At 33.9% G+C, this 22602-nt stretch carries 21 protein-coding genes and 1 pseudogene; 6 read left to right on the plus strand and 16 right to left on the minus strand.

Features of this window, described 5'->3' with window-relative positions; all coding sequences use genetic code 11:
* Positions 1-97 precede the first annotated feature (97 nt).
* The 4 genes from NKR74_RS11170 to NKR74_RS11185 all read right to left on the minus strand — a co-directional run bounded on the left by NKR74_RS11170 (position 98) and on the right by NKR74_RS11185 (position 4911).
* On the minus strand, positions 98-949 hold the full coding sequence (locus NKR74_RS11170; protein WP_253629584.1) for a MurR/RpiR family transcriptional regulator: 852 nt from the start codon (positions 947-949) through the stop codon (positions 98-100).
* 82 nt (positions 950-1031) lie between these two features.
* On the minus strand, positions 1032-2456 hold the full coding sequence (locus NKR74_RS11175) for a PTS transporter subunit EIIC (protein ID WP_253629585.1): 1425 nt from the start codon (positions 2454-2456) through the stop codon (positions 1032-1034).
* A 19-nt stretch (positions 2457-2475) separates the two neighbouring features.
* Entirely contained in the window at positions 2476-3363 is an 888-nt protein-coding gene (murQ, locus tag NKR74_RS11180) for an N-acetylmuramic acid 6-phosphate etherase (protein WP_253629586.1), read from the minus strand.
* 435 nt (positions 3364-3798) lie between these two features.
* The gene (locus tag NKR74_RS11185) at positions 3799-4911 is read right to left on the minus strand and encodes a YheC/YheD family protein (RefSeq protein WP_098310260.1); all 1113 of its coding nucleotides are present in this window, start codon (positions 4909-4911) and stop codon (positions 3799-3801) included.
* A gap of 372 nt (positions 4912-5283) precedes the next feature.
* Here NKR74_RS11185 and NKR74_RS11190 point away from each other — a divergent pair, with 372 nt between their 5' ends.
* Positions 5284-6420 (plus strand): YheC/YheD family endospore coat-associated protein, encoded by a 1137-nt coding sequence (locus tag NKR74_RS11190; protein ID WP_253629587.1) that lies wholly within the window; start codon positions 5284-5286, stop codon positions 6418-6420.
* 397 nt (positions 6421-6817) lie between these two features.
* Here the strand turns inward: NKR74_RS11190 and NKR74_RS11195 are convergent.
* From NKR74_RS11195 to NKR74_RS11210, 4 genes and pseudogenes are all read right to left on the minus strand, one after another.
* Positions 6818-7210: pseudogene (locus tag NKR74_RS11195) on the minus strand (IS4 family transposase); the annotation flags it as partial.
* Between the two features lie 432 nt (positions 7211-7642).
* Entirely contained in the window at positions 7643-8467 is an 825-nt protein-coding gene (locus NKR74_RS11200; RefSeq protein WP_253629588.1) for a hypothetical protein, read from the minus strand.
* A 224-nt stretch (positions 8468-8691) separates the two neighbouring features.
* Positions 8692-9516: a DUF2785 domain-containing protein gene (locus NKR74_RS11205; protein WP_098310264.1), complete on the minus strand. Its 825-nt coding sequence runs from the start codon at positions 9514-9516 to the stop codon at positions 8692-8694.
* Between the two features lie 450 nt (positions 9517-9966).
* Complete coding sequence (locus tag NKR74_RS11210) at positions 9967-11169, minus strand: L-lactate MFS transporter (RefSeq protein WP_253629589.1); 1203 nt, start codon at positions 11167-11169, stop codon at positions 9967-9969.
* 464 nt (positions 11170-11633) lie between these two features.
* On the opposite strand from NKR74_RS11210, the gene NKR74_RS11215 reads away from it, so the two are divergent.
* Positions 11634-11798, plus strand: coding sequence for a DUF4021 family protein (locus NKR74_RS11215; RefSeq protein ID WP_018767739.1), 165 nt, complete (start codon positions 11634-11636; stop codon positions 11796-11798).
* 107 nt (positions 11799-11905) lie between these two features.
* On the opposite strand, the gene NKR74_RS11220 is transcribed toward NKR74_RS11215, so the two are convergent.
* Positions 11906-14134, minus strand: coding sequence for an MMPL family transporter (locus NKR74_RS11220; protein ID WP_253629590.1), 2229 nt, complete (start codon positions 14132-14134; stop codon positions 11906-11908).
* A gap of 124 nt (positions 14135-14258) precedes the next feature.
* Between NKR74_RS11220 and NKR74_RS11225 the strand changes: the two genes are divergently transcribed.
* Positions 14259-14876, plus strand: coding sequence for a TetR/AcrR family transcriptional regulator (locus tag NKR74_RS11225; RefSeq protein ID WP_253629591.1), 618 nt, complete (start codon positions 14259-14261; stop codon positions 14874-14876).
* Positions 14877-15200: 324 nt separating this feature from the next.
* Here NKR74_RS11225 and NKR74_RS11230 read toward each other — a convergent pair whose 3' ends face one another.
* The 6 genes from NKR74_RS11230 to NKR74_RS23930 all read right to left on the minus strand — a co-directional run bounded on the left by NKR74_RS11230 (position 15201) and on the right by NKR74_RS23930 (position 19410).
* Entirely contained in the window at positions 15201-15374 is a 174-nt protein-coding gene (locus NKR74_RS11230; RefSeq protein WP_001025956.1) for a hypothetical protein, read from the minus strand.
* A gap of 141 nt (positions 15375-15515) precedes the next feature.
* Positions 15516-16544: a spore photoproduct lyase gene (gene splB / locus NKR74_RS11235; RefSeq protein WP_253629592.1), complete on the minus strand. Its 1029-nt coding sequence runs from the start codon at positions 16542-16544 to the stop codon at positions 15516-15518.
* Positions 16541-16804: a transcriptional regulator SplA domain-containing protein gene (locus NKR74_RS11240; protein ID WP_253629593.1), complete on the minus strand. Its 264-nt coding sequence runs from the start codon at positions 16802-16804 to the stop codon at positions 16541-16543. Before NKR74_RS11240 ends, splB begins: the two co-directional genes overlap by 4 nt.
* A gap of 237 nt (positions 16805-17041) precedes the next feature.
* Positions 17042-18046: a serine hydrolase domain-containing protein gene (locus NKR74_RS11245; RefSeq protein WP_253631132.1), complete on the minus strand. Its 1005-nt coding sequence runs from the start codon at positions 18044-18046 to the stop codon at positions 17042-17044.
* Positions 18047-18219: 173 nt separating this feature from the next.
* Positions 18220-19056, minus strand: coding sequence for an adenosylmethionine decarboxylase (gene speD / locus NKR74_RS11250; protein WP_253629594.1), 837 nt, complete (start codon positions 19054-19056; stop codon positions 18220-18222).
* A gap of 228 nt (positions 19057-19284) precedes the next feature.
* A complete protein-coding gene (locus NKR74_RS23930; protein WP_255258154.1) occupies positions 19285-19410 on the minus strand; it encodes a hypothetical protein in 126 nt (41 codons plus the stop codon).
* A gap of 200 nt (positions 19411-19610) precedes the next feature.
* On the opposite strand from NKR74_RS23930, the gene NKR74_RS11255 reads away from it, so the two are divergent.
* Together NKR74_RS11255 and NKR74_RS11260 are read left to right on the plus strand one after the other, a co-directional pair.
* Positions 19611-19763 (plus strand): hypothetical protein, encoded by a 153-nt coding sequence (locus tag NKR74_RS11255; protein ID WP_253629595.1) that lies wholly within the window; start codon positions 19611-19613, stop codon positions 19761-19763.
* A 5-nt stretch (positions 19764-19768) separates the two neighbouring features.
* On the plus strand, positions 19769-20092 hold the full coding sequence (locus tag NKR74_RS11260) for a hypothetical protein (protein WP_253631133.1): 324 nt from the start codon (positions 19769-19771) through the stop codon (positions 20090-20092).
* A 163-nt stretch (positions 20093-20255) separates the two neighbouring features.
* On the opposite strand, the gene NKR74_RS11265 is transcribed toward NKR74_RS11260, so the two are convergent.
* Positions 20256-21725, minus strand: a complete 1470-nt coding sequence (locus tag NKR74_RS11265) for a S8 family serine peptidase (protein WP_253629596.1) — start codon at positions 21723-21725, stop codon at positions 20256-20258.
* Positions 21726-22198: 473 nt separating this feature from the next.
* Between NKR74_RS11265 and NKR74_RS11270 the strand changes: the two genes are divergently transcribed.
* Positions 22199-22426, plus strand: a complete 228-nt coding sequence (locus NKR74_RS11270; protein WP_098310269.1) for a hypothetical protein — start codon at positions 22199-22201, stop codon at positions 22424-22426.
* Positions 22427-22602: the final 176 nt, after the last annotated feature.

Here is a 22602-nt window from a genome sequence, read left to right on the forward strand (position 1 = left end):
GTCTACAATAAGACCCATCTTCTTTCTTTATTAACAATTTGAATCTCGAATACTTTGCTGCCGTTACTATAAAAAACTATATATTTCGCACCTTTTATTAATCATAAAGATCCTGAATCGCTTGTTTTGTCTTTTTTAATTGTTTTACTGTAAATTCATATTGAGAAGAGGCATATGTAAAAAATACTACATCTACTACAAATAATTGTGCAAAACGAGAACTTGTTGCACCGCTACGAAGCTCAGCTTCTGGAGCACGAGCTGTAAATAAAGAAACATCAACCATTTGTGAAAGTTTATTATTTCCTATACGAGAAAGACCAATGGTTTTCATCCCAAATTCTTTTGCGCTTTTCACTAACTGAATCACTTCTCTTGTTTCTCCACTGTAAGAAATTCCCCAGAATACTGCGCTTTCTGATTGTGTTGCCATTGTCATTACCAATACATGAGGATCTGAAATAGCATATGCTTTTTTTCCTACGCGATTCCACTTCTGTGCAGCATCTTCAGCGACAAGGAATGATGCTCCTACTCCGTAAATATAGATAACATCTGCATTATGTAATATATCTACTGCTTTTTCAATAGATTCTGGTTCTAGTTGACTAGCAGTGTCATGAAATGTTTGTACCGTATTAGAGACCGTTTTCTCAATAATTGATTGCACTTCTTCGTTTGATTCAATATCTAAATATCCTACATGTCGAATGTGTTCTACTTCTGCAGATAAACGCATTTTTAAAGCTGGGAATCCTGATATTCCTAAAGAACGACAAAAGCGAATAACAGCTGCGCTACTTGCTTCTGCCGCTTTTGCTAATTCATGTATAGTCATATTTGTGACGTCTTTAGCATGTAGCAGAATGTATTCTCCTACCTTTTTTTCAGATACAGGTAATTCATTCAAAACTAACTCAATTTGAGATTGAATACTGCTCACTTTCACTCTGTCAGCTCCTTTTCATTTGTTCTTATTATACAAAAAAAGTACGATTGACCTAAAGTCTAATCGTACTTTTTAAGATATATTATTCTTGTTCCGTCATCGCTTCCTTTGGTACACCAAAAAAATAGGTTACGATAAACCCACCAATGTAACCTGCAAATAATCCAATGACGTATTTCCACCATACTCCACCAGCAATTAAAGGAATTAATGCTACACCAGATGGTCCGATAGCAATTGCACCAACGTTACCAAGTAATCCGATGACCGCTCCTCCAATACCTCCACCGATACATGCGGTGATAAAAGGGCGGCCTAATGGTAGTGTAACACCGTAAATTAACGGTTCCCCAATCCCGAGAATTCCTACTGGGAGTGCACCTTTGATTACATTTCTTAAAGATTTATTTTTACGGCAGCGAATCCATAATGCGATTGCTGCACCAACTTGCCCAGCACCTGCCATCGCAAGAATAGGAAGTAATTGTGTCATACCTGTTGTATTGATCATTTCAATATGAATTGGTATTAATATTTGGTGTAATCCTAACATAACAAGTGGTAAGAATGATGCACCAAGTACAAATCCTGCAAATGCACCACCGCGTGATAATACCCAATTGATAGCACCAATTAAGTTATCTGAAACGAAACCTGCAAACGGCATAATCAAGAAAATGGTTACAAGTCCTACTATTAATAATGCGATTGTAGGTGTCACAATAATATCAATTGCATCGGGAATCACTTTACGTAATTTCTTTTCTACAAATGCTAAGATCCAAACAGCCAATAATACCCCAATAACTCCACCTTGTCCTGGTGATAACGGCTGACCAGTAAAGATATTAGGAATTGGATTTTCTGGCGTCATGCCAGTTAAAAGGGTAATACCACCGATTACTCCACCTAGTGCTGGCGTTGCATCGAATTCTTTTGCCGCATTAATGCCGACATAAATTACTAAATAACTAAAAAGTGCATTTTTTATCACATTTAAAACTGTTACGTATTGTCCCCAAGTTTCTTTGTCTAAATTGCCTGCTGTAATATTATTTAATAGAATAGAAGCAATACCAGCAATTAACCCTGCTCCAACGAATGCTGGTATAAGAGGAATGAAAATGCTTCCAATTTTTCTTAAAAAATTTTTAAAAGGTGTATTATTCTTTTTCTTTAATTCTGCTTTGATGTCTGCACTTTTTGCTTGTAGTTCTTCTGCAGAAGAAGCTTTTGAAGAACCACCTTGTCCTTTTTTCTCTGCTAACACAATGCCGAATTGTTCTGCTACTTTTGTTACAACACCTGGTCCAAGGATAATTTGGTATGTTTCATCATCAACAGTACCAAGAACCCCATCAATCTTTTTTAATACTTCTTCATTAATTAAATCACGATCTACAGGTGTAACACGAAGACGTGTCATACAGTTTGTATATGTTGAAACATTTGCGCTACCACCAACCGCATCTAAAATTTGAGATGCCATGCTATGATATTTGTTCATCATGTCTCCCTCTTTTCGGTTATTTTAATGCTTGTCTAACAAATCCTTGTCTTTCTTCTAATTTCTTCATTGCTCCTTCTTTTGAAAGTCCTGTCAAAATCATTATAATCGCGATTTTGGGCTTATTATCTGCTTTTACTAAGTAGGTTTCAGCTGTTTCATAATCGCAAGATGTTGCTTCCATCACGATACGCTTTGCGCGCTCTACTAACTTTTCATTTGTTAGTTGAACATCAACCATTAAATTCCCGTACACTTTACCGATTCCTACCATAGAGGCTGTTGAAAGCATATTGCAAATTAATTTTTGTGATGTGCCCGCTTTTAAGCGAGTTGAACCAGTTAATACTTCTGGTCCGTTTACTACTTCAATGGCAATGTTTGCGACTTTTCCTACTGCTGATCCTTTGTTACAGCATACTGCGACTGTTTGTGCGCCTATTGAATTTGCATATTCTAATCCACCAATAACGTATGGAGTTCGGCCGCTTGCTGCAATTCCTACTACAATATCTTTGTTTGTTAGATTAATATTTTTTAAATCTTGAATACCTAATTCTTTACTGTCTTCTGCACCTTCTACTGCTTTAATGAAGGCTTTTTCACCACCAGCGATTAATCCAATTACTTCTTCTGGATCTGTTCCGAATGTTGGAGGACATTCAACCGCATCTAACAAACCAATACGTCCGCTAGTTCCAGCACCTATATATACTAAGCGGCCGCCTGTTCTTTTTGCTGCAACAATCGCTTCAACTGCTTTTGCGATTTGTGGAAGTTCTTGTTTCACTGCTTCTGCGACTTGTGCATCTTCTTCATTCATGATTGTTAAAAGATCAATTGTTGACATTTCGTCTAAATTCATTGTTTTTTTATTACGTGTTTCGGTTGTTAAATTTTCTAGCATAATTCTCACCCTCATTCATTTTTTGAAACCGCTTTCTTTTGTTGGTTACAGCATAACATCAATGAAATATAATTTCAATATTTTATCGGTGTTATGAAATATAATTTCAAAATGTAAGGAATAATATCTATGTACTCGATGATGTTTCATCTTCTCTATGGATACTATTTATTTTATATTGCTATGCTAAATGCTCAAAAAAGAGTCTTAAATTATTAAGACTCTTTTTTGATAAATAATAGATATTTCTTTTTCTAGATTACTTTTTATAACAGAAATATACTTACTAAGTCGATTAGAGGACAATGTTTTTGTTCAGTGCTCTTATCCACCTATACTAAAATTTCTTCAATTCTTTCAAAGCCTCCATCAATAACTGGAGGTTTTTTATGTTATTTTTTTGTGAAAAAGGTAAGTGGTATCCTTGTATGTCATTTAGCTACCGTTCAATTTATCCTGGGTCAACCATTTTATATATTCCAGAACATTAGAGAACGCTTTAGAGACGCTTTCTGAACCACATCCATGATATAGCGATTTACGTCCTGGGGTAGAATTACTTTCAATCAGGTACAAATCATGGTTTTGGTCTAACATTATATCAATACCCATTTCAACGAAAGTTCCGTATTTTTCTTCTAAAGTCAGAAAAACTGCTTTTACTAATGTAGTTAATTCCTGTTGTAAACTTTGCAACTCTTTTCTTGAATAATACAGTTGTTCCGAAAAGAATTCTTCTAAATTATATATCGTTGGCTGAGAACGTGTATTTAGGATAGGAACTTTTTTATCACCAACACGGACTGCTGCTCCGACAATTTCAATATTATTGTGTTTATTTCTTTGTATCTCTATTCTCAAATCAATTTTTCTATTTAGCGATTCAATTTTTTTCTGGATGATTGCTTCTTTTCCATTTAATCTTTTTTTTAATCTTTTTATAACTTTGACCAGACTATCAGTAGTATATGTTATTAATTCACTTTCGTAATATCTGCACTGAAATTTATTATCAAGGGTTTGGATAACTTGGATTACATGTCTGCCTTGTCCACTCACAGTACCCTTTACATAAACCTCTTTGTACCTGTTTAACATTGTCCTTAAATTTTCTTCTGAAAAAGAGACTGTGTCAGGAAGATATTCTTTAAGGGTATAATTTTCGTTAAAAATCTTATACTGGTCCCATTTATCTAAACGTGCGACTGGATTTAAAAAGATAACCTTCTCTTTTCGAAAACTATCTCTAATATACTTGTATTTCATGTTGTCCATTTGCACAATTCTATTATATACAACATCAGGATATGGAAAAACCTTTTGAATCCATTGGCCATTTTCTTTGTCATAAACATAACCATTAATGAGTTTCCTATCTATGTCAACATTTTTTCTTGTAAAAAAATATAAAGTAGCCTTAGTACGTTCATTTGCTTTATTTAGTAAATTGTAACCGTTATAGGGACCTTTTTTAAATAGTTTAGTCTTAGAATTCATAAAAACACCAATTATCGGTTTTGGAAGGTTTTCTATGTGAGGTACGCACATTTTTTAAACATCCTTTCACAAAATTATATATATATTTATGTAGTTCTGTTTTTATCTGTAACGGCTTACAACCTGCTGTTATTTCAGTAACTGGTAAAAAATTCAGCCAGAATCTTTGTTTAAGAAAAAGAGAGAGTAAAATTTCCATAAATACAAAAAAGTACTTAAGAGAAGCTGCTGCGGATCAAAAGAATTATTTCTTTTTAGTTGGACAGGTGCCGTTGCGGTTTAAAGTAAAAACTATAATATAAGCTTAGAGATTAAACATAAATATGGAAGTGAATGAATATGAGTCAGATAACAACTCCCCCTTTATTGGTGCACATGTTACATGGAGTGTCATAAACTTATTAATATAAGAAGGTGATAAATATGGAAGTGAATGAATATGAGTCAGATAACAACTCCCCCTTTATTGGCGTACATGTTACATGGAGTGTCATAAACTTATTAAAAAAACAAAAAGTAGGCCGCAATAATAACAGGCTCCAAAAAATGAATAATATAGCCAAAACAAACCTGTATTTTTTTTCAGAAAGAGATGTGGAATATAACAAAAAAAAAATTAAGGGGGTCTATTATAATATTAAAACAAGCAAGTGGACTGTTGCTGAATTCCCATTTCCTGATGTATATTACAACCGGAGAGGAGAATCCAAAAATAATAAAGATGTACAAAAAGTCAGGGAAACGATCGAAAAAATGAGTATAACAAAAATAAACTCTAATCATTTTTATAATAAATGGTATTCCTTCCAAGAATTATATAAATATGAAGAAATACGTCCTCATCTGCCTGAAACAATATTGTATAAAAATGAAAGTGATTTAGTTAATATGTTAAAAGATACTTCAAGTCTTTATTTAAAATCATTCAGACAAAATAATGGAAACGGGATAATATACGTAACCAAAAAAACTAACTGCTATGAATATAAATATTTTATAAAAGGAAAGTTAAAGAAAGGGACTGCAAGTACATTAGAAGAATTGATACAGATCATACATTCATTCTATGCAGGTAATGAGTTTATAGTCCAAAAGTCGATTGATTTATTACAATATAAACACAGCACTTTAGACTTAAGATGTGATGTCCAACGAAACGGAAAGGGTGAATTAGAATGTGTGTCCCATGCAGTCCGTGTCAGTGCAAAAAACTCACATGTTACGAACACAAAGACAAAGTCATCTATTTACCCATTTGAGGAATTCTTTCGTGAAAAATTAGGATTTTCGGATAAAGAAATATGTAGTTTGAAAACTAGATTAGAGAGATTACTTTTCAACATTTTTGAAAAGCTTGAATTGACCTATGGCAGCTATGGAGAAATGGGCATTGATATTGGGATTGATAAAGAAGGTTCTTTATTTCTTTTTGAATGTAATATTAAGCCAGGAAAGAAGTCATTATGGTCTTGTGATGAACAAACGATTGACCGGGCATTCCTTAATCCATTAGAGTATGCAAAATTCCTATCTTCTAGCCAACTAGAAAGGAGCAACTAGAATCACGTTTCGATTTTTTTATGGCGGTCCTGTCCAATCATCACTTTCCCCTAAAGTTTAGCAGCTTAGTAGAAATATTTGAATAATAAACAGGAATGAGGATATATGATATTACTACTAAATGAAGATTTGTACTTAAAGTAAAGGGTTCTTTTGTGGAATAAGGCTCATTGAAATGATCAAACTTTTTTATAAAAAAGTTTATACTCGGCTCATTTTATGTCGAAGTTTGCTTAGCATATATTTTCGTTAAAATGTGGGCGGCCCCCATGCCCATCAAGCTAAGATTATATAAGTTTAATTTCAGGTGAGATTTTTTCTTTTTTCTAAAGATCCAGTGTAAGTTCTTTAAAGATTTGCATACCAAATAAACCTTATCGGGTTTCAATTTTTTGGATTATGCTACATGATTGTGAGAAATAGAAAATTTGTATACTACACCTAAGATATCAAAGACTGTTTTCTTCTCATACCTATGGGATTTTCGCCCATTTCTCTGTAGAAGATTGAACAGACGAAGTAGTATCTTTGATATCTCTTGGGTGTCTTTTTGTAGAGCCTGATAAAGAAGTGGAAAATAATCTTTTATGATATAAATCGCTTTATATTCGCTTAATTTTCGTTTCTTCTTGATGAGGAGTAATTGACACATTTGAAACATGGTGGATGAACAAAGAAGGATGCTAATTAATTGTCCATATAAATGACATTCTAGTCGTTCTAATTTTACAGAATTACACTGATGAATACGAAAAAATAATTTCCATGTTTTAAAGATAAGTTCAAATTGTGTCAATGAAGTATGAGCTATGTTTTGACTTAACCAAATACATAGGGCCACTAAATCTTGTGCGCGGTATTTACTTTTTCGTTTAACAAATCCTACATTTTTAACTAATTGCTCTAAGGCATCAGGTGACATATATCGTTGTAACTCTTTAGAAAACAATTCTAGTTCATCAAAAATCGATAAGTTCATATCTATTTACATCAACACTTTGTGAAGGTTTATTGCTTGATGATCTTTTCATTTTCTACATGGATATTATTTTGTTTACACTGCTATGCTAAATACACAAAAAAAGAGTCTTAATAATTAAGGCTCTTTTTTGATAAACAATTGGTTATTTTTTATCCCAGAAATATATTTACTAAATTGATTAGAGGTCAATGACCTTTTTAGATCCTTTTATCCACTTAATTGAGCAAATACATTTGTTAATCACTTAGACGTAGACTCAAAGTGAGCAGCAATAGATAATGCATCTTGGATAGCGCCGCTTGTTTCTATCCCATATAAAGTATTTCCATTTTGCCAATATACACGGTTTTGTTTCTGTCTCGTATCCACTTCTATAACTGCGTAAGAGTCTGGAGTTGGTAGTGGCCCTTTCTCTAATTGCTTCACTATGGATTTTGCTACAGGTATATTGTCATCTTTATTTGCCGATGGACTTTTTACGAAAATTGCCCAATGATCCTTAACAGCATTCAAATACATCGTTCCTGCTGCCCCATCGGTAAAACCTTTGACTCCATATCCTAAATCTATTCCGCTAGGATCATCATTGCTTGGTATACCTTTATCGTAATCAGGATTTAATGCAAACGTTGAACATAAACTTTTACCCGCTTCTTCCTTTGTCTCATACTGTTGGACAAAAAGTTTTGCAATTTGCTTAGCTTGATTAGAATCCGAAAGTGCAGCGGAATCGACAGGTAATGGGCTATTGCTTTCAAAAAATGTAACAGTGTAATTTTTATCTTGACCTTCTGTGTATGCAGATAAAAACTTGTTTTCATTAGACAGAGGGATTTCTGTTGGTAAGAATATATTCATTTTTGTCTTTGCTGATAAAGCTGTTCGAGTAGCTGCAAATACATCTTTTTGTTTTGATGCATGAGACTCTTGTTGTTTTTCTGTTTGTTTCGATGTATGGGATTCTTGTTGCTTTTCTGTTTGATTCTTAGATGTATTCGTTTCTTTTTGTTCACATGCCCCTAGTAAGAGTAGGGAAATACACATGAATGCTGAAAGTTTTTTCATTTCTTCTACCTCGATTTTATTAATTGTGAGAAAAACTAATTTTATGTACCTAATCATAAAGTATCTTCAAAATAAACATTTAGGGATCTAAATACACAATTTTACTAGACCATTCCCAATATCTATCCACTTGTGCTCGAATAATCCGATCCAGCAATCCAGTTATGTTTTATATAACACTATGAGAGTAACACTTGCTAACGGAATTCCAACATTTTTCTATATTAAAATTTCTTCAATTCTTTCAAAGTTTCCAACACAGCAATCGTAAACGCAGAGTTTCCCTCTTGTTCCAAACTTCGGAAATACAAGCTTCTTAAAAACGTTCTAATATTTTGTACTAATATATCATTTTGAGGAACTGGGGCTGCTTCAATTATCGTAAAGCTGTAAAGCCAGTTTTTCCATTCTTCTTGTACCAAGATATTTTGGTTCCATAAAGACATTACTGCTGTCACTAATCTCTCATCCTCAAAGTTTATGTACAAGTAATCATGCAGACGAATCTTATGACGAACAGCAGCAAGGATTGCGTGCGAAAATTCGCGATTTCGTATCGTACGGGCTAAAGCGTCTAGGGCATCTGCAGCATGCGCTGTGGAATGCGCCCATCCTTTCCCTTCTACATATCCTCTTACATCTTGTTCAAGGTACACATATTCAAGAACTTGTTCTGCGACGCTATACAGCTGTTCTTCAGATAATAACAGTTCTTTTTCATGAACAGATAAAATAAGTGGTGGAATTAGAATAGAAAATGCACGCTTAAAAACAGAATCTGTTTCCTTTTCACCGATTTTGTAAAATAAATAATCAGGACTTAGTGCCTGCAGCAGCAGTCCGCGTAGCTCTTTTTGTCTAAATACTTCGCCTTTAATCCATCGTTCGAGCGTACTGTAAATCAATTCATCACGCAGCTCAGCATCGGATGATCCGATATAATCAAGCATCCATTGTGCATATGGATATGCATCTACATCTTCCGGGACGGAGTAATTGTTATTTTTGATATGTTGTAGCTCCTGTTTCAATTCGTATTGGTCCATCATAATATTTTCTGTCCTCTCTTAAAATTTTTACATCTTATTTTTTATACTACCTTATATTTCTCTTTATATGCCATACTCTATTTATAATTTCATAGCATTACATAAGAACTGTACCAATTGTTCGCCTGTAACTGCATCTCTAAAATCAAATTTAATCTATTTATTTACTAAATCCATAATTGCTGGATACGCCTTTTTTGAGTGTAATGATGAAAATTCAGAAGTTTATTTTTGTTCACATATCAACGCGGATCAGATCCTAGCTTAGATCTTTATGTTAAGATCTAGAGAGTATGTGAATTCACATTAATCAAATTTAAAAATCATATGTATTTAGAAGTATGAATGAAGAAGAGAGATTTGCTTTTCTAATGAAAAGTAAACCCCTCTTCTTTTGTCTTTAAACCTTAAATGAGTCTCTTTTTAGAATGTAATAAATATTAAACATACTCACGCTGTTTCGCGATAAATTTTTTGTTGTTCCTTTTGCTGATTAGGTGGTCTAATCAAAATAGAGATGATAAATGACACAATACATAATGCGCCAATTACCATAAAAGTTGGCTTAAATCCACCTAGAAGTGCACCAATAAAGGAACCTGCGAGTGCTCCGAAACCAAAACCTTGATACACGATACCGTAGTTTTTACTATGATTTTTTAGACCAAAGAAATCACCAACAATGGCTGGAAAAATAGTGATATTTCCACCGAAGCAAAAAGCAACGCTTGCTACACAGGCGAAATAGATACCATAATTTAAGTTCACAAAACTGAGAACAAAAACAGACATACCTATAACGACAAAAGTTGCCGAAACAATTTTTAAACGGCCGATTTTATCTGATAACGGCCCCAAAATGATTCGACCAACCGTATTAAAGATAGCGACCATAGCAACCGCATTAGCTGCTGTTGCCGCGCTAAGCCCTACAAGTTGAACACCAATATCCTTTACCATGCTAATTAAATATAAGCCACTCATACATGATGTAAATAGCATGATAAATAACATATAAACTTCTTTTGTACGTAGCATTTCCCTTGTTGTATAATCATGGCTCATTGTTTCCTGAACTGTATCATGTTCAGCGGCTTTATGTATAAAACACGCGCCTATTACTACCAAAATTGCAACAATTAAGCCCCAATAGAAAAACGCTTGTGATACGCCAACTAAATCAATTAGCTTTCCATTAATGTATTTAAAAATTAAGCTGCCCGTGCCGTATGAAGAGACAGAAATACCAGCAATTAAACCTTTACGCTCTGGAAACCACTTTATTAAATTGGATAGTGAAGTGATATAGGCTGTACCATCTGCGTAACCTACAACAACACCTGCTAGCACATAAAGCATTGGTAATGAGGAAACCTGTGCGCTAAGCATCAAGCCAATTCCTAGAGCTAATCCGGCTATCATAATGAGTTTGCGAATTCCCAATTTCTCTTGTAATTTACTCGCAAACAAAGTTGAAAATGATAAAGAAAAGCTAGTGATTGAGAAGGTTATAGCAACAGCGTTAAGATTCCAACCAAATTTATTCACTAAAGGCTGATTGAATAAGCTCCATGTATAAATCGTTCCAAGGCCTATTTGTACAATGATTGTACCGAAGACAACAAGCCATGGATTAACAGATGAATGTTTCATATCATCCTTCCTTCTCTTTTCTTATTTCAATTCTTTTTAATGATTGTCTAACGATGTTTATTATAACCACAATGCTACGCGAAATACGGATATTGAAATAAAAATTAATACAGAGTATTATCTTTCATATAAAAATGACTTTATTGTTCTTTCGCAACAAAAAGACACTTCATTGACAAGTGTCTTTTTGTTGTTTAGATATATACGATTTTATTGCAGAAGACAAGGTATCTTCTAATATAGATACTTTTACTTATATGGTGAGGCCTAAATACACATCTAAATTAAAATCTTACTATATCATCTTACATATTTTCTAGAAAAGATAACATACTATGTATATGCTATTACATTAATAGCTCAAATAATTGTTCATTCAATTGACAGATAATACATTTGTTTATCTGCCAAACTCTTTCATACGCTTTTTATTTTTAAAAAATTTAGTGTTTGGAGGTATAAAAATGAATTTTCCACATTCTAAAAAAGAAAAGAGTAACAATTCAAAAAACTTAAAGTCTGAGACTACAATAACTGGACTTCAACCAGTAGAACAAGCCATGAATGGATTGTACGGAATGCCTGAAACTGATATAGAAGACAAAGAACACCCAAAAACGAAAATTTGAAAAGTAATTAGTATTTAGATACTACTTTTATTTTGTATACATATTTTATTTCTAATAAAAAACCAAGGAAAATTAATTTTCCTTGGTTTTTTAATTTTATAATATTTTCAAGCATCTACTTTTGTTCTCTCTTTTTTCTTCCAAAGCTTACCCGGCCAAAATGCAAATCGTCCTAGAACCACTGTAATGGCAGGGACAAGAAGTGGTCTTACAATGAATGTATCTAGTAGTACTCCTATTGCTGTAACAATACCAAATTGAACAAGTACTTGGATTGGTAGTGTAGCTAAAACCGCAAACGTTCCTGCTAGGATTAAACCAGCAGACGTAATAACACTACCTGTTTGAACTACCCCGTTTTTGACTGCTTCAAGGTGTGGCTGGCTTCTTTTGTTTTTCCATATTTCAGAAACCATAAATATGTTATAGTCCTCTCCTAATGCTACCAAGAACACAAATGCATATAGAGGAATCGCCCCTTGTATTGCAGGAGCATCCATACCATAGTGAAGTAGTAACCACCCTGCTCCTAATGCAGAGAAGAATGATAATACCACTGTTACAATTAAGTAGATCATCGCCACAACAGAACGTAAATAAACAAGTAATAATAATGCAATAATACCAATCATAACAGGAATAATCACATTTTGATCACGTTCAGTTGTTTGTTTCGTATCGTATAATGTAGCCGTTTCTCCTCCAATCCATATGTAATTATTAGCATCACTTATTTCAGCACTTTTCATTACCTGTTCTAAACTTTTTCTTAACTCAGGGATTTTATTCATCCCCTCAATAGAATACGGATTATCTTTTATTGAAACTTCAAACATTTGTAATTGATTATTCAGTTTTCCTTGCACTGGTTCTGTTACTTGATCTACAAAAGAAAGTTTTGTTAATTCTTCTTTGACAGATACATCTTTTCCTTTTGTATCAACAACAATTTGTACAGGTGCTAACTCACCAGGTGAAAAATGATTAGAGATTAAATCAAATCCTTCACGTGAAGGCATATCTTTTGGAAATGATTCTAATAAATCATACGTAAATTGGACACGTGGAACAAATGAAGCCAACCCAACTAATAAGAATAGTGTTAACAGGATAATTGTCCATGGTTTACGAATAACAAGGTCTCCAAGTTTTTTACTTAAGAACCCTTTCGATTCCTTTAACTTAATTGTTTTCCTTTTTTTCTTAGCATATTCTTCATTCATTTCTTTTGTTCTTGGAATGAATGGGAAAAATGCTACTCTCCCAAAAATAGCTAGTAATGCGGGTAAAAGCGTCAATGAGGCAATCCCCATTAGGAACACAGCAACACTAAATGGTACTGCAAATCTATAGAAAGAACCAATATGAGCAAGTAAAAGGGTACCTAATCCAACTACTACTGTAAGAGCACTCATAATAATTGCCCCACCCGATTCTTTGATAGCAAGTTGCAAAGCTTTAAATTTATTTTGTTCTACTAATAAAAACTCTCTATATCTTGAAATAAGAAATAAACAATAATCAGTACCAGCTCCAAATAAAAGTACAGTCATAATTGAAATTCCTTGTGCATCAGCAGTAATCCATCCTTTATCTGCTAAAAATCCTAAAGTTGGACTAATTACCCCATAAGCAAACCCAACTACAATTAAAGGTAAGATTCCTAAAAGTGGCGAGCGATACAGAAGAATGAGTAAAACTAAAACAAGTAGCACTGTTGCAACAAGTAATTTTACATCAGCCTGACTGAATAAGCTTACTGCATCAGTCTGAATACCAACTGGCCCTGAGAGACGAACATGCAGACCAGAATCAGAAATTTTTCTTTTAAAAGGATCATCTGCCAAAGTATCCTTTATAACACGCTGCAATTCATTCATATTCTCTTGAAGAATATCTGTCCCTGCTGTTGTGTTAAAAAATACAGGAGTTACTAGAGACGTACCATCTTCTGAAACACTCTTTGCTAATGTTTGCTGTGGCATTGTATCAAATGGCGGTAACATGGATTGACCTTTTAATGGTGTGTTTTTAAGCTGGTTGTAAGTATCTTGAATTGCCTTAAAGTCATTCGCTTCTAAACCCTTGTCTCTATGCCAAACGATAAGCGCGGGGTTTCCAGCATCATTAGGAAACTCCTGTTTAATTAAACGATTAGCTTGTTGTGACATAGCGCTTTCAGGAAGATTTGGAGCCGTCTCATCTTCAACTGTATTAACTGCTGGCCATGTAAATGATAAAACCAAGGTTAATAAGACCCATACCAAAAGAGTAATCCACCTTGCTTTTGGTCCCCCAACCAATTGTCCCCAAGTATATAGAGGATGTTTTTTCATAAATATCCCCCTTTCTAACTAAATATTTGCATTAATTATATATACTAGTCAGTTAATTAATCAAGAACTATTATATAAATATGCTATAATAGTTTTAACTTTGAAAAGTCAGGAGCGAATAGAATTGGAACACAAACAGCGTCCCTTGGGAAGACCACGTCAAAATAAAAATACTATATCTACAAAAGATAAAATTGTAACCATTGCTACAAATTTATTTTTAAATAAAGGATATCAAATTGTTTCTATGGATGATGTTGCTAAAGAATGTGATGTGACAAAGGCAACCGTTTACTATTATTATGCTACTAAGGCTGATCTTTTTACTGATACAATGGTTCAAATGATGGTTCGAATTAGAGAAAATATGTATACGATTCTTTCGACAAATAAGCCTCTTAAAGAGCGCTTACTTGATGTTGCAAAAATCCATTTAACCGCTACAATGGACATTGATATAAAAAGCTTTATGAGGGATGCAAAGATTTCCCTGTCGGATAAGCACTTAAAACAAATGCAAGATGCAGAAGATAAAATGTATGAAGTTTTGGCACAAACCATAGATAAAGCGATACAAGAAGGGGAGATCCCTAAAAGGCACACGCTTTTAAGTGCTCACGCCTTTGTTGCTTTACTATACGTTGGAGACTACAAAGATGTTGATCAAAATCCCCTTATCCCTGATATAGAAGATTTAGCACAACAAATTGTTGATTTTTATTGGAACGGATTAAGTAAGTAATTATGATTGCTTCTTAATTATTTTTTCTACAATACTCTTATATATATTTTAAAAAGAGTGCCTTACATTTTGGGTTCACTTCAAATTGACTAACGCTTCATAAAAAGTGGATAAAGCAGGCATATTGGGCTCTTTTAATATTTCTTTGGCAGTCAGTAACTTTTGAAAGGAACGAGCCCATTCCTTTAACCTAGATAACAAAATCCTTTTCGTATACATATGTAGCTAATTTTTGGATTACCTTAATAAAATAAACAAAATTAAAAATTAATAAACACTTTCGATATTAAAAAGGCAAGCATCAAAAGGTGCTTGCCCTATCTTCTAACGACGATGTTCCACAAGATCAATTACACCTAAAACAACGTGAGCTAAACCAAATCCAAATACTGTATTTGCAATCATCTTATTAGACCCACGAGTTTGCTTAAGGGCATAACCCGCAGCTGTAACTGCTGTACCTAGTGTAGTTGGAATTAATCCTTCACGAATATTCATAGTAACGTCCTCCTAGTATCGCAGTTAGTAATTATGATTTAATACTTTGAAATTAAAGTATTAAATCAAGTATTAGTATTTTCCTGCTTTGTGGAAAATATGTGGAGCTATTTTAAATACCTCTACTTAATTATTATTCTTCTATGTGAAATAATCTAATTTTGCATTGGGAAAGAACTTCTCCATATAAGAATAAAGATAATTCTTTATATCTTCTTCTTCTTCTTTTTGATAAATGTATTTTCCAATTCCGTATTTTCCCCATTTATATCTTCTTTTCTCTTCATCTAATTCCAATTTTGTCATTGGATAATTTTTTTCAATCACTCTCTTAGCAGGCTTTGTAAAACGATGTTGAATAAATTCAAACGTGATATCATCACGTGCATCAGGGGGTAATTCAGCATCAAGACGCTCAAACATCTGATAGTATCCATCTTTCCAACCTTCATGAAGATAAATAGGAGCAACAATGAATCCGAGGGGATATCCTGCTCTTGCTACTTTTCCAGCTGCCTCAATCCTTTTAGCTAGTGGAGAAGTTCCTGGCTCAAAATTTTTAATAACATAATCAGCGTTTACACTAAACCGAAATCTTGTTTTTCCATTATGCTTTGCATCAAGTAAATGATCTACATGATGAAATTTTGTAACAAACCTCAATTTTCCATACTCGGATTCTCCAAAATGTTCAATTGCGCGTTTGAGGGTATGGGTCAAATGATCAATTCCCACAATATCGGATGTACAGGAGGCTTCAAACCTTGTCAGTTCAGGCGCACGTGCCTCTATATATTTGTCAGCAGCTTCTAGAATTTCGTCGACATTTACATAGGTACGGATATATGGCTTACTTCCCATTGTTGTTTGTAAATAACAATAATGACAATGGCCCATACAGCCTGTTGCAAACGGAATAGCATACTCTGCTGAAGGCTTTGAGGTATCAAATTTTAGTGTTTTTCTAACGCCCACGACAAGAGTAGATTTTGCTACCCGATACTTTTGAAAATCGTTTTCTCCTGGGAGATCTCTCACTTGATTATGAGAAGTAGTATGCCGAATTTCAACATCCGTCTTTGCAAATTTTTCATGAAGCTCTCTCCCTAATGGATAATCCAGTGCTTTGGGTTCAAAGTATACAAGTTTAGGCATGAATGGATTATTCATTCTAGCATCCCTTCTGAAGCATCCCCATAATAGTAGTTGTAAGCTTGGTTTGCCTCTTCTTCTGTAGAATAAACAGCCATTTCATGTGAAAGTGGATAATAAGTTTCATAAAGAAACAATGCTAATTCATTAGGAGTATTAGGGTTATTTACAACAGCTGCGGCTTGTACATTTGCTACATCCTGAGTGTGGGGATTGCGATAAAAAACATAGACAATATCTCCAGCATGATAAGTTTTGCTTTCGTTAGACAATTCCATTCGATCACCTTTTTTATAAAATTTACTGCATAAAGCTTTTCATTAATAAAATTTTCCCTTTAGGGTTTAGAATTATGTCATCTTTATTATGGAAAAATTAAATGGAGTTAATTAAATTATGGCCATTACGAGACAAAAAACCTATAAAAAAGTATTAATGTGTCCAAATTGTGTCTAAACGTACAATTTTCTTTTTTTTGATATGGTGCCCCCTATAGTAACAGTTTGTATGAACATTTAGTGAGCAAATATATCGGCAACTCTATTGCTAAATTCTCGTAAGTAGTAAAGATAATTCTCTCCTCCATAGTTATATCTTTTGTTATACATTTTTGCGACAACGACATTATATTCAGGAATAACTAAAATTGTTGGTCCTGTCACACCTAATATTTGATAAGATCCTTTTGGAACTCTTTCACCGATTTCACTTTGTAATGCTGGTGTATTCTGAACAAACCAAAATAATCCGTTCTGCGGTAAATCTTTATTTTTATAATCAGGACTTTGTATTTGTGTTGCTAATTCAATGACTTCTTTCAGTACGATTTGTTTTCCATTCATATACCCTTTATTTAAGTGAAGATTTCCCCAATAAGCGAATTCCCTAGCGGAGACAAAAAGATTTGTTTCTGTTCCATCATCTGATACCCCTATCTTACATACAGCTTCTTCATTTGGATTTATTACTACTTTTACTAAATCTTCATGATCTGTTGTTTGCCAAGCTGTTTCCTTAAAATCTGCAGGTATGAAGACTCGTTCTCTCAGCAATTTTGGAAAACTTTTATTGTATAATTTGCAGATTAGATGTGTCATCATTTCGATGTTAACGCCTCTATAAGCCCATTCCTCTCCTGGTTGAAACTCTCGATAAATGATTCCATTGTCACTCATATGTAAACCGTGAGAATGTGTTACTAAATGTCTTAAAGTTGTCTTACCGAGTAAAGTTTTATCATATTCTTCGAAGTAATCTATAGCATAATCATCTAAACTCCTAATTTTCTCCTCATAAATTGCATAGGCAATCGCAAGTCCTAAATAACTCTTTCTTGCAGAAGCAACATTAAACTGTGAAGTCGCTGTAATAGGAGGGCTATTTTTTGTATTAGAATGGGTTCCGCTATAATGCTCCAATACAACTTTATTGTCTTTCATAATAAAAAGTGCTGCTGCGGAGCTATGGTTTCGTTCTTTTATATGTTCTACCCATGAAATTAATTGCTCGCATTTTTTCATTTTTATCCCTTTCTTTATTGGATCTATACCAAATTTCAATTTCGACAAAAAATGAAGAACACCTTTCTTTAATACTTCGAGTACTGACCATAAGAGCGAAAAGCCTTTTTCATAACTAAAAGCAAAAAAGCAGGGGATTGTTTCCCTGCTTTTTAACTGCCACTTTGGATGTCTCATTCATTTGAACTCTCTTCAATTGAGCCATGATTTATATTTTTTCCATAAAATATTTCATCCATTTCCACTTTTAATTTCCTTGTAATTTCCTCTTGTTCGTTTATAGATAATGTTTCCTGTGTATATCCAAACAAATAGTTGTTTAGGTCAAATTCTTTTAGTTTGCATTTCGTATGAAAAATATGCTCTTGATATACGTTAACATCAATCATATCATATAAATTTTTTACATTCTCTGGGATGTAATTTTGGATTGAGCTTATTTCGTGGTCAATAAATAATTTATTACCTGTTATATCTCTTGTGAATCCCCGCACTCGGTAATCAATTGTCATAATATCCGTATCAAATGAGTGAATAAGGTAATTTAATGCTTTAAGTGGTGAAATTTCTCCGCATGTAGACACATCGATATCGGCCCTAAACGTACTAATCCCCTCATTGGGATGATATTCAGGATACGTATGAACCGTGATGTGGCTCTTATCTAACTGCATGACGACCGATCCGGGAAGAGGTCCGGGTGATTCGTTAAATGATTCAGTTGGAACTTCTACAATTGGGCCTTCTGAAACTAGAATTGTTACACTTGCTCCTTGTGGAACATAGTCTTGTTTGGCTACATTTAATACGTGTGCACCTATAATGTCAGATACGTTTTTTAAAATCTTTGTTAATCTATCTGCATTATATTGTTCATCTATGTATTCTATATAGGCTTCTCTTTCTTCTCTTGTTTTTGTATAGCAAATATCATACATATTAAAGCTTAATGATTTAGTAAGATTATTAAATCCATGCAATTGAATACGCTGTTCTGGTGTTAGTTTCATGGTGAAATTCCCCTCTTTCTTTTATATTCAATAATGATTTACACATCCTTCATGAAATATGGTTTGTGTATTCTTTTTCTTTATGTATTTAATTGTTTTTATTTTTTACCAAAATACGGTAAATGAAATTTGTTCTATTTTATAAGAAGTATGACTGAATTTTTGTTATATGAAAAAGCTTGGATCTGATTAAATCCAAGCTTTTTTCATATCTAATAGTTCAAACCATTACTTATTTAAATCTTTTTTCGTCACTTCGCTTCTAATATTTACATCTTTGGAGAATTCAGTATCGTTTTTTAAGTTGTTAGGATATTTGTTTTTGCGTTCTCGATTATCATTTCGGTTCGTCATAAATGATCCTCCTTTTTTAAGTTTGTACCTATTTTGTACGAAAGGAACAATTTGATACAGATAAAATTGTTCCTTTCTTTCTAAGTAAATTCACTATGAATTGATGAGATGTACAACTCTTGTTTCCACTTTTTGTGAACTTTCTTTTAGGCAAAATATATACTTGTTAGCACATACTATTCTTATTGGAGGTGACAATCATGGGACACAATCAAGACCCGTTCACAACAAAGAAACATAATGCCAATGGACAATACGATAAGGAAGCACACAGCATCGACAGCCATGGGAATTATGTACCTAACACCCCAACAAATGATGCGATACTTCGTGCTGAAAGACCTAAAAAATGACTACCATGAGGGAAGAGATATTAGAATTAGTACCAGAGACGGTAAAGAAGTTGCTCCGAAAAGAAATTCAACCTGGAAAAAGAAGTGTCATTGATTTGGTTGTTGATGATGCAAATACTTATGAATTTGAGCCAAAGCAAGTAATCCCTTGCATTATGGCGGCTTATTATGTTTACGAATCCACAGCCTATCCTGATGAAATGGATGAGGAGTGGAAACTGAGCTTAGTTTTTCATGCAGCTAATCGTTCGGCGATGAAGCTTTTATCTTACGGTAAGTACAATGCGGAACGATCTGAGAGTGGTTGGATGAGGTATACAAATTTATAAAGTTTTATTTAAAATTCGCTAATTAAACCACATTAATAAGTTTGTTTTCACGTAAAAAAGTCCGATTTTAACCGTATTAAGGTTATATCGGACTTATAATAAATGTAATGTCTGAAGGAATAGAATCATTTGAGAAGTGTATCAGTATCCTAAATTTTCTAGATTATTTTTTTATATTTGATAACGCATTATAAATATTTGCCTCACCAGCTCCAAATAAAGCATCTTGTCCTGGTTTACCGTAATCTTTTGCTGTTTGCTTGATTAAGTTTGCGACTTGTGCAGGAGAGTATGTTGGATGAGCTGCTTTAATAACCCCTGCAATCCCCGCTACTTTTGGCGAAGCCATTGATGTCCCGTGAAGTAAAGCGTAGTTATGCAGATTTGAAGTAAAATATGGCTCTAAATATGTTGGCCATGTACTTAATGCACGATAATGAAAATCGCGCTGGTTTAAATCGCCTGTCTCAGCATATGTAGGACCATTATCACCGCCTGGTGCCGCTACATCAATAAAGCTGTTTCCATAGTTAGAGTAGAATGCAATTTTATCAGTTGACCATTGATTAGAAGAAGATACAGTGATTACACCCGGAATTTGACCAGGAGTTTCAACGGATGGACCTTTAAAAATAAGGTCAGCTGATCCGTATTCCTTATTTAAGTAATCAGTTACCATCTTTTTATCATTCATATTCAATGACTCATTTCCACCGGCAGCTACGACTGTTACATTTTTTTGTACAGCGTACTCAATTGCACGTTTCCAAAGAAGAACATCGGCAACATCGTTATATCTTTGTCCTTTAGAATAGTATTTCAAGCTATCAAATCCACCGATAGACATATTAATAACGTCTACTTTATCATTTGCAGCAGCAACAATAGCGTCTACAATCCAAGCTGTTGGTGCACTGCCCGATTCAGGGAAAACACGATATGAACGAATTTTAAGATCTGGTCCAACCCCTTTTAGTTTACCGTTCGCTGCAATTGATCCTGCTACATGAGTTCCGTGTCCCCCGCGATCCATTACATCAGCAGAATCGCCTGTTTCAGTTTCGTCTTCGCCAGCTGGTACAAAGTTCTGGCCGCCGGTATAGTTTTTTATTAAATCAGGATGATTCGCGTCAATACCGCTGTCAATTACACCAACTGTTGCTCCTTTTCCAGTTCCACCATTAATCTTATAGGATGCGCCGTCTTTCGTTATATTTTTTATATCCCATTGATAGTCCCAATAGCTATCTATATTTTCTGGCTGCGGGATATCGGTTACGGGCATTCCGTCCGCTGCTGCTGGACTTATTTCTTCTTTATCTAAAGCATGGACAATCTCTTGATTCGCAGCTTGGATAGAAGAAACCCCTTTCAAATTATCTAAAAAGGAAGCATTGCTCGACTTTACTTCTAAAGCACCGATGGCAGGAATGGCGCGGATAACTTGTCCACCTGCATTCGAAATAATAGATTGATAATTGCTTGGTAAATCTTTCTTAAAGGCAATCAAGTAATTTTTTTCCGTTTGAGCTGAGTTGTTTGTTGTTTTTGTTTGTGCTAACACAGTGTTTCCTGCGAGAGCACTGAATGTTAAAGCTGTGGCTAGTGTTACAGAGGCTAATTTAAAATTCATTACAATTCCCCCCTAAAAAATTAGTAATGTATGGATAAGATTTTATTCCACATAAGAGATGATAAAACCTCCAATAAATTACCTATGTTAAGATGATTTTTTCGCCGATCTTTATCCTTATGAACTAAGTAGCTTCTTAACAGCAAACCATCTAAGAAGCATTGTTATTGTTCTTCATTTTAAGGAGATAGCCTATATAGTGTTTTTTACTCTAGATTATTTCCCCAATCATTTCCTTACTACGTACATTATTTTTGATAAATAGATAACATGTCCAATCAAGAGGGTATACATTTAAATAGAATGGTATGAGAACTACCTTCAAAGATGTAATTAAAAAGATAGCCAACATATCGTGAACTTTTCTATTCATTCTTGTTCTTATAAACGCTACTTTATGTGTCTATCTACATAGGAATTATGGGTTATTTGGAAAGGAGAGGTCTACAATAGCTTATTCATTCGAACAATGCATGAATATATGCTTAGAAATTTTAATTGCTCCAGAGACAGAAATAGAGCTTTCTATAAGTGACTACGACACATGTACACCAGGGGTTTCAATTGATGGTAACGTAATCATCATTACGTTACCGTTAGTTGCATGTGTAGAAATTACAATTAACGACGATTTTAGCATTTCAGTTGAACTCATTGGTTCATTAGTCTTTCTTTCTCTTCCGCCTGATAATCAGGAATAACACCAAAAAGCTGTCATCTAATATGATTATTGGAGGACAGCCACATCACGATTAAGCTAAGCTTATGTAAGGAAAGTTTAACGAGTTTCACTTTTTTAAAAATTAAGGTGCTTAATCGTCAAACTTGATACAAATTTAAATGACATCTAATATATCAAAGACTGTCTTTTTCCCAT

Source organism: Bacillus sp. 3103sda1, assembly GCF_024159135.1.
Taxonomy (GTDB): Bacteria; Bacillota; Bacilli; order Bacillales; family Bacillaceae_G; genus Bacillus_A; species Bacillus_A rhizoplanae.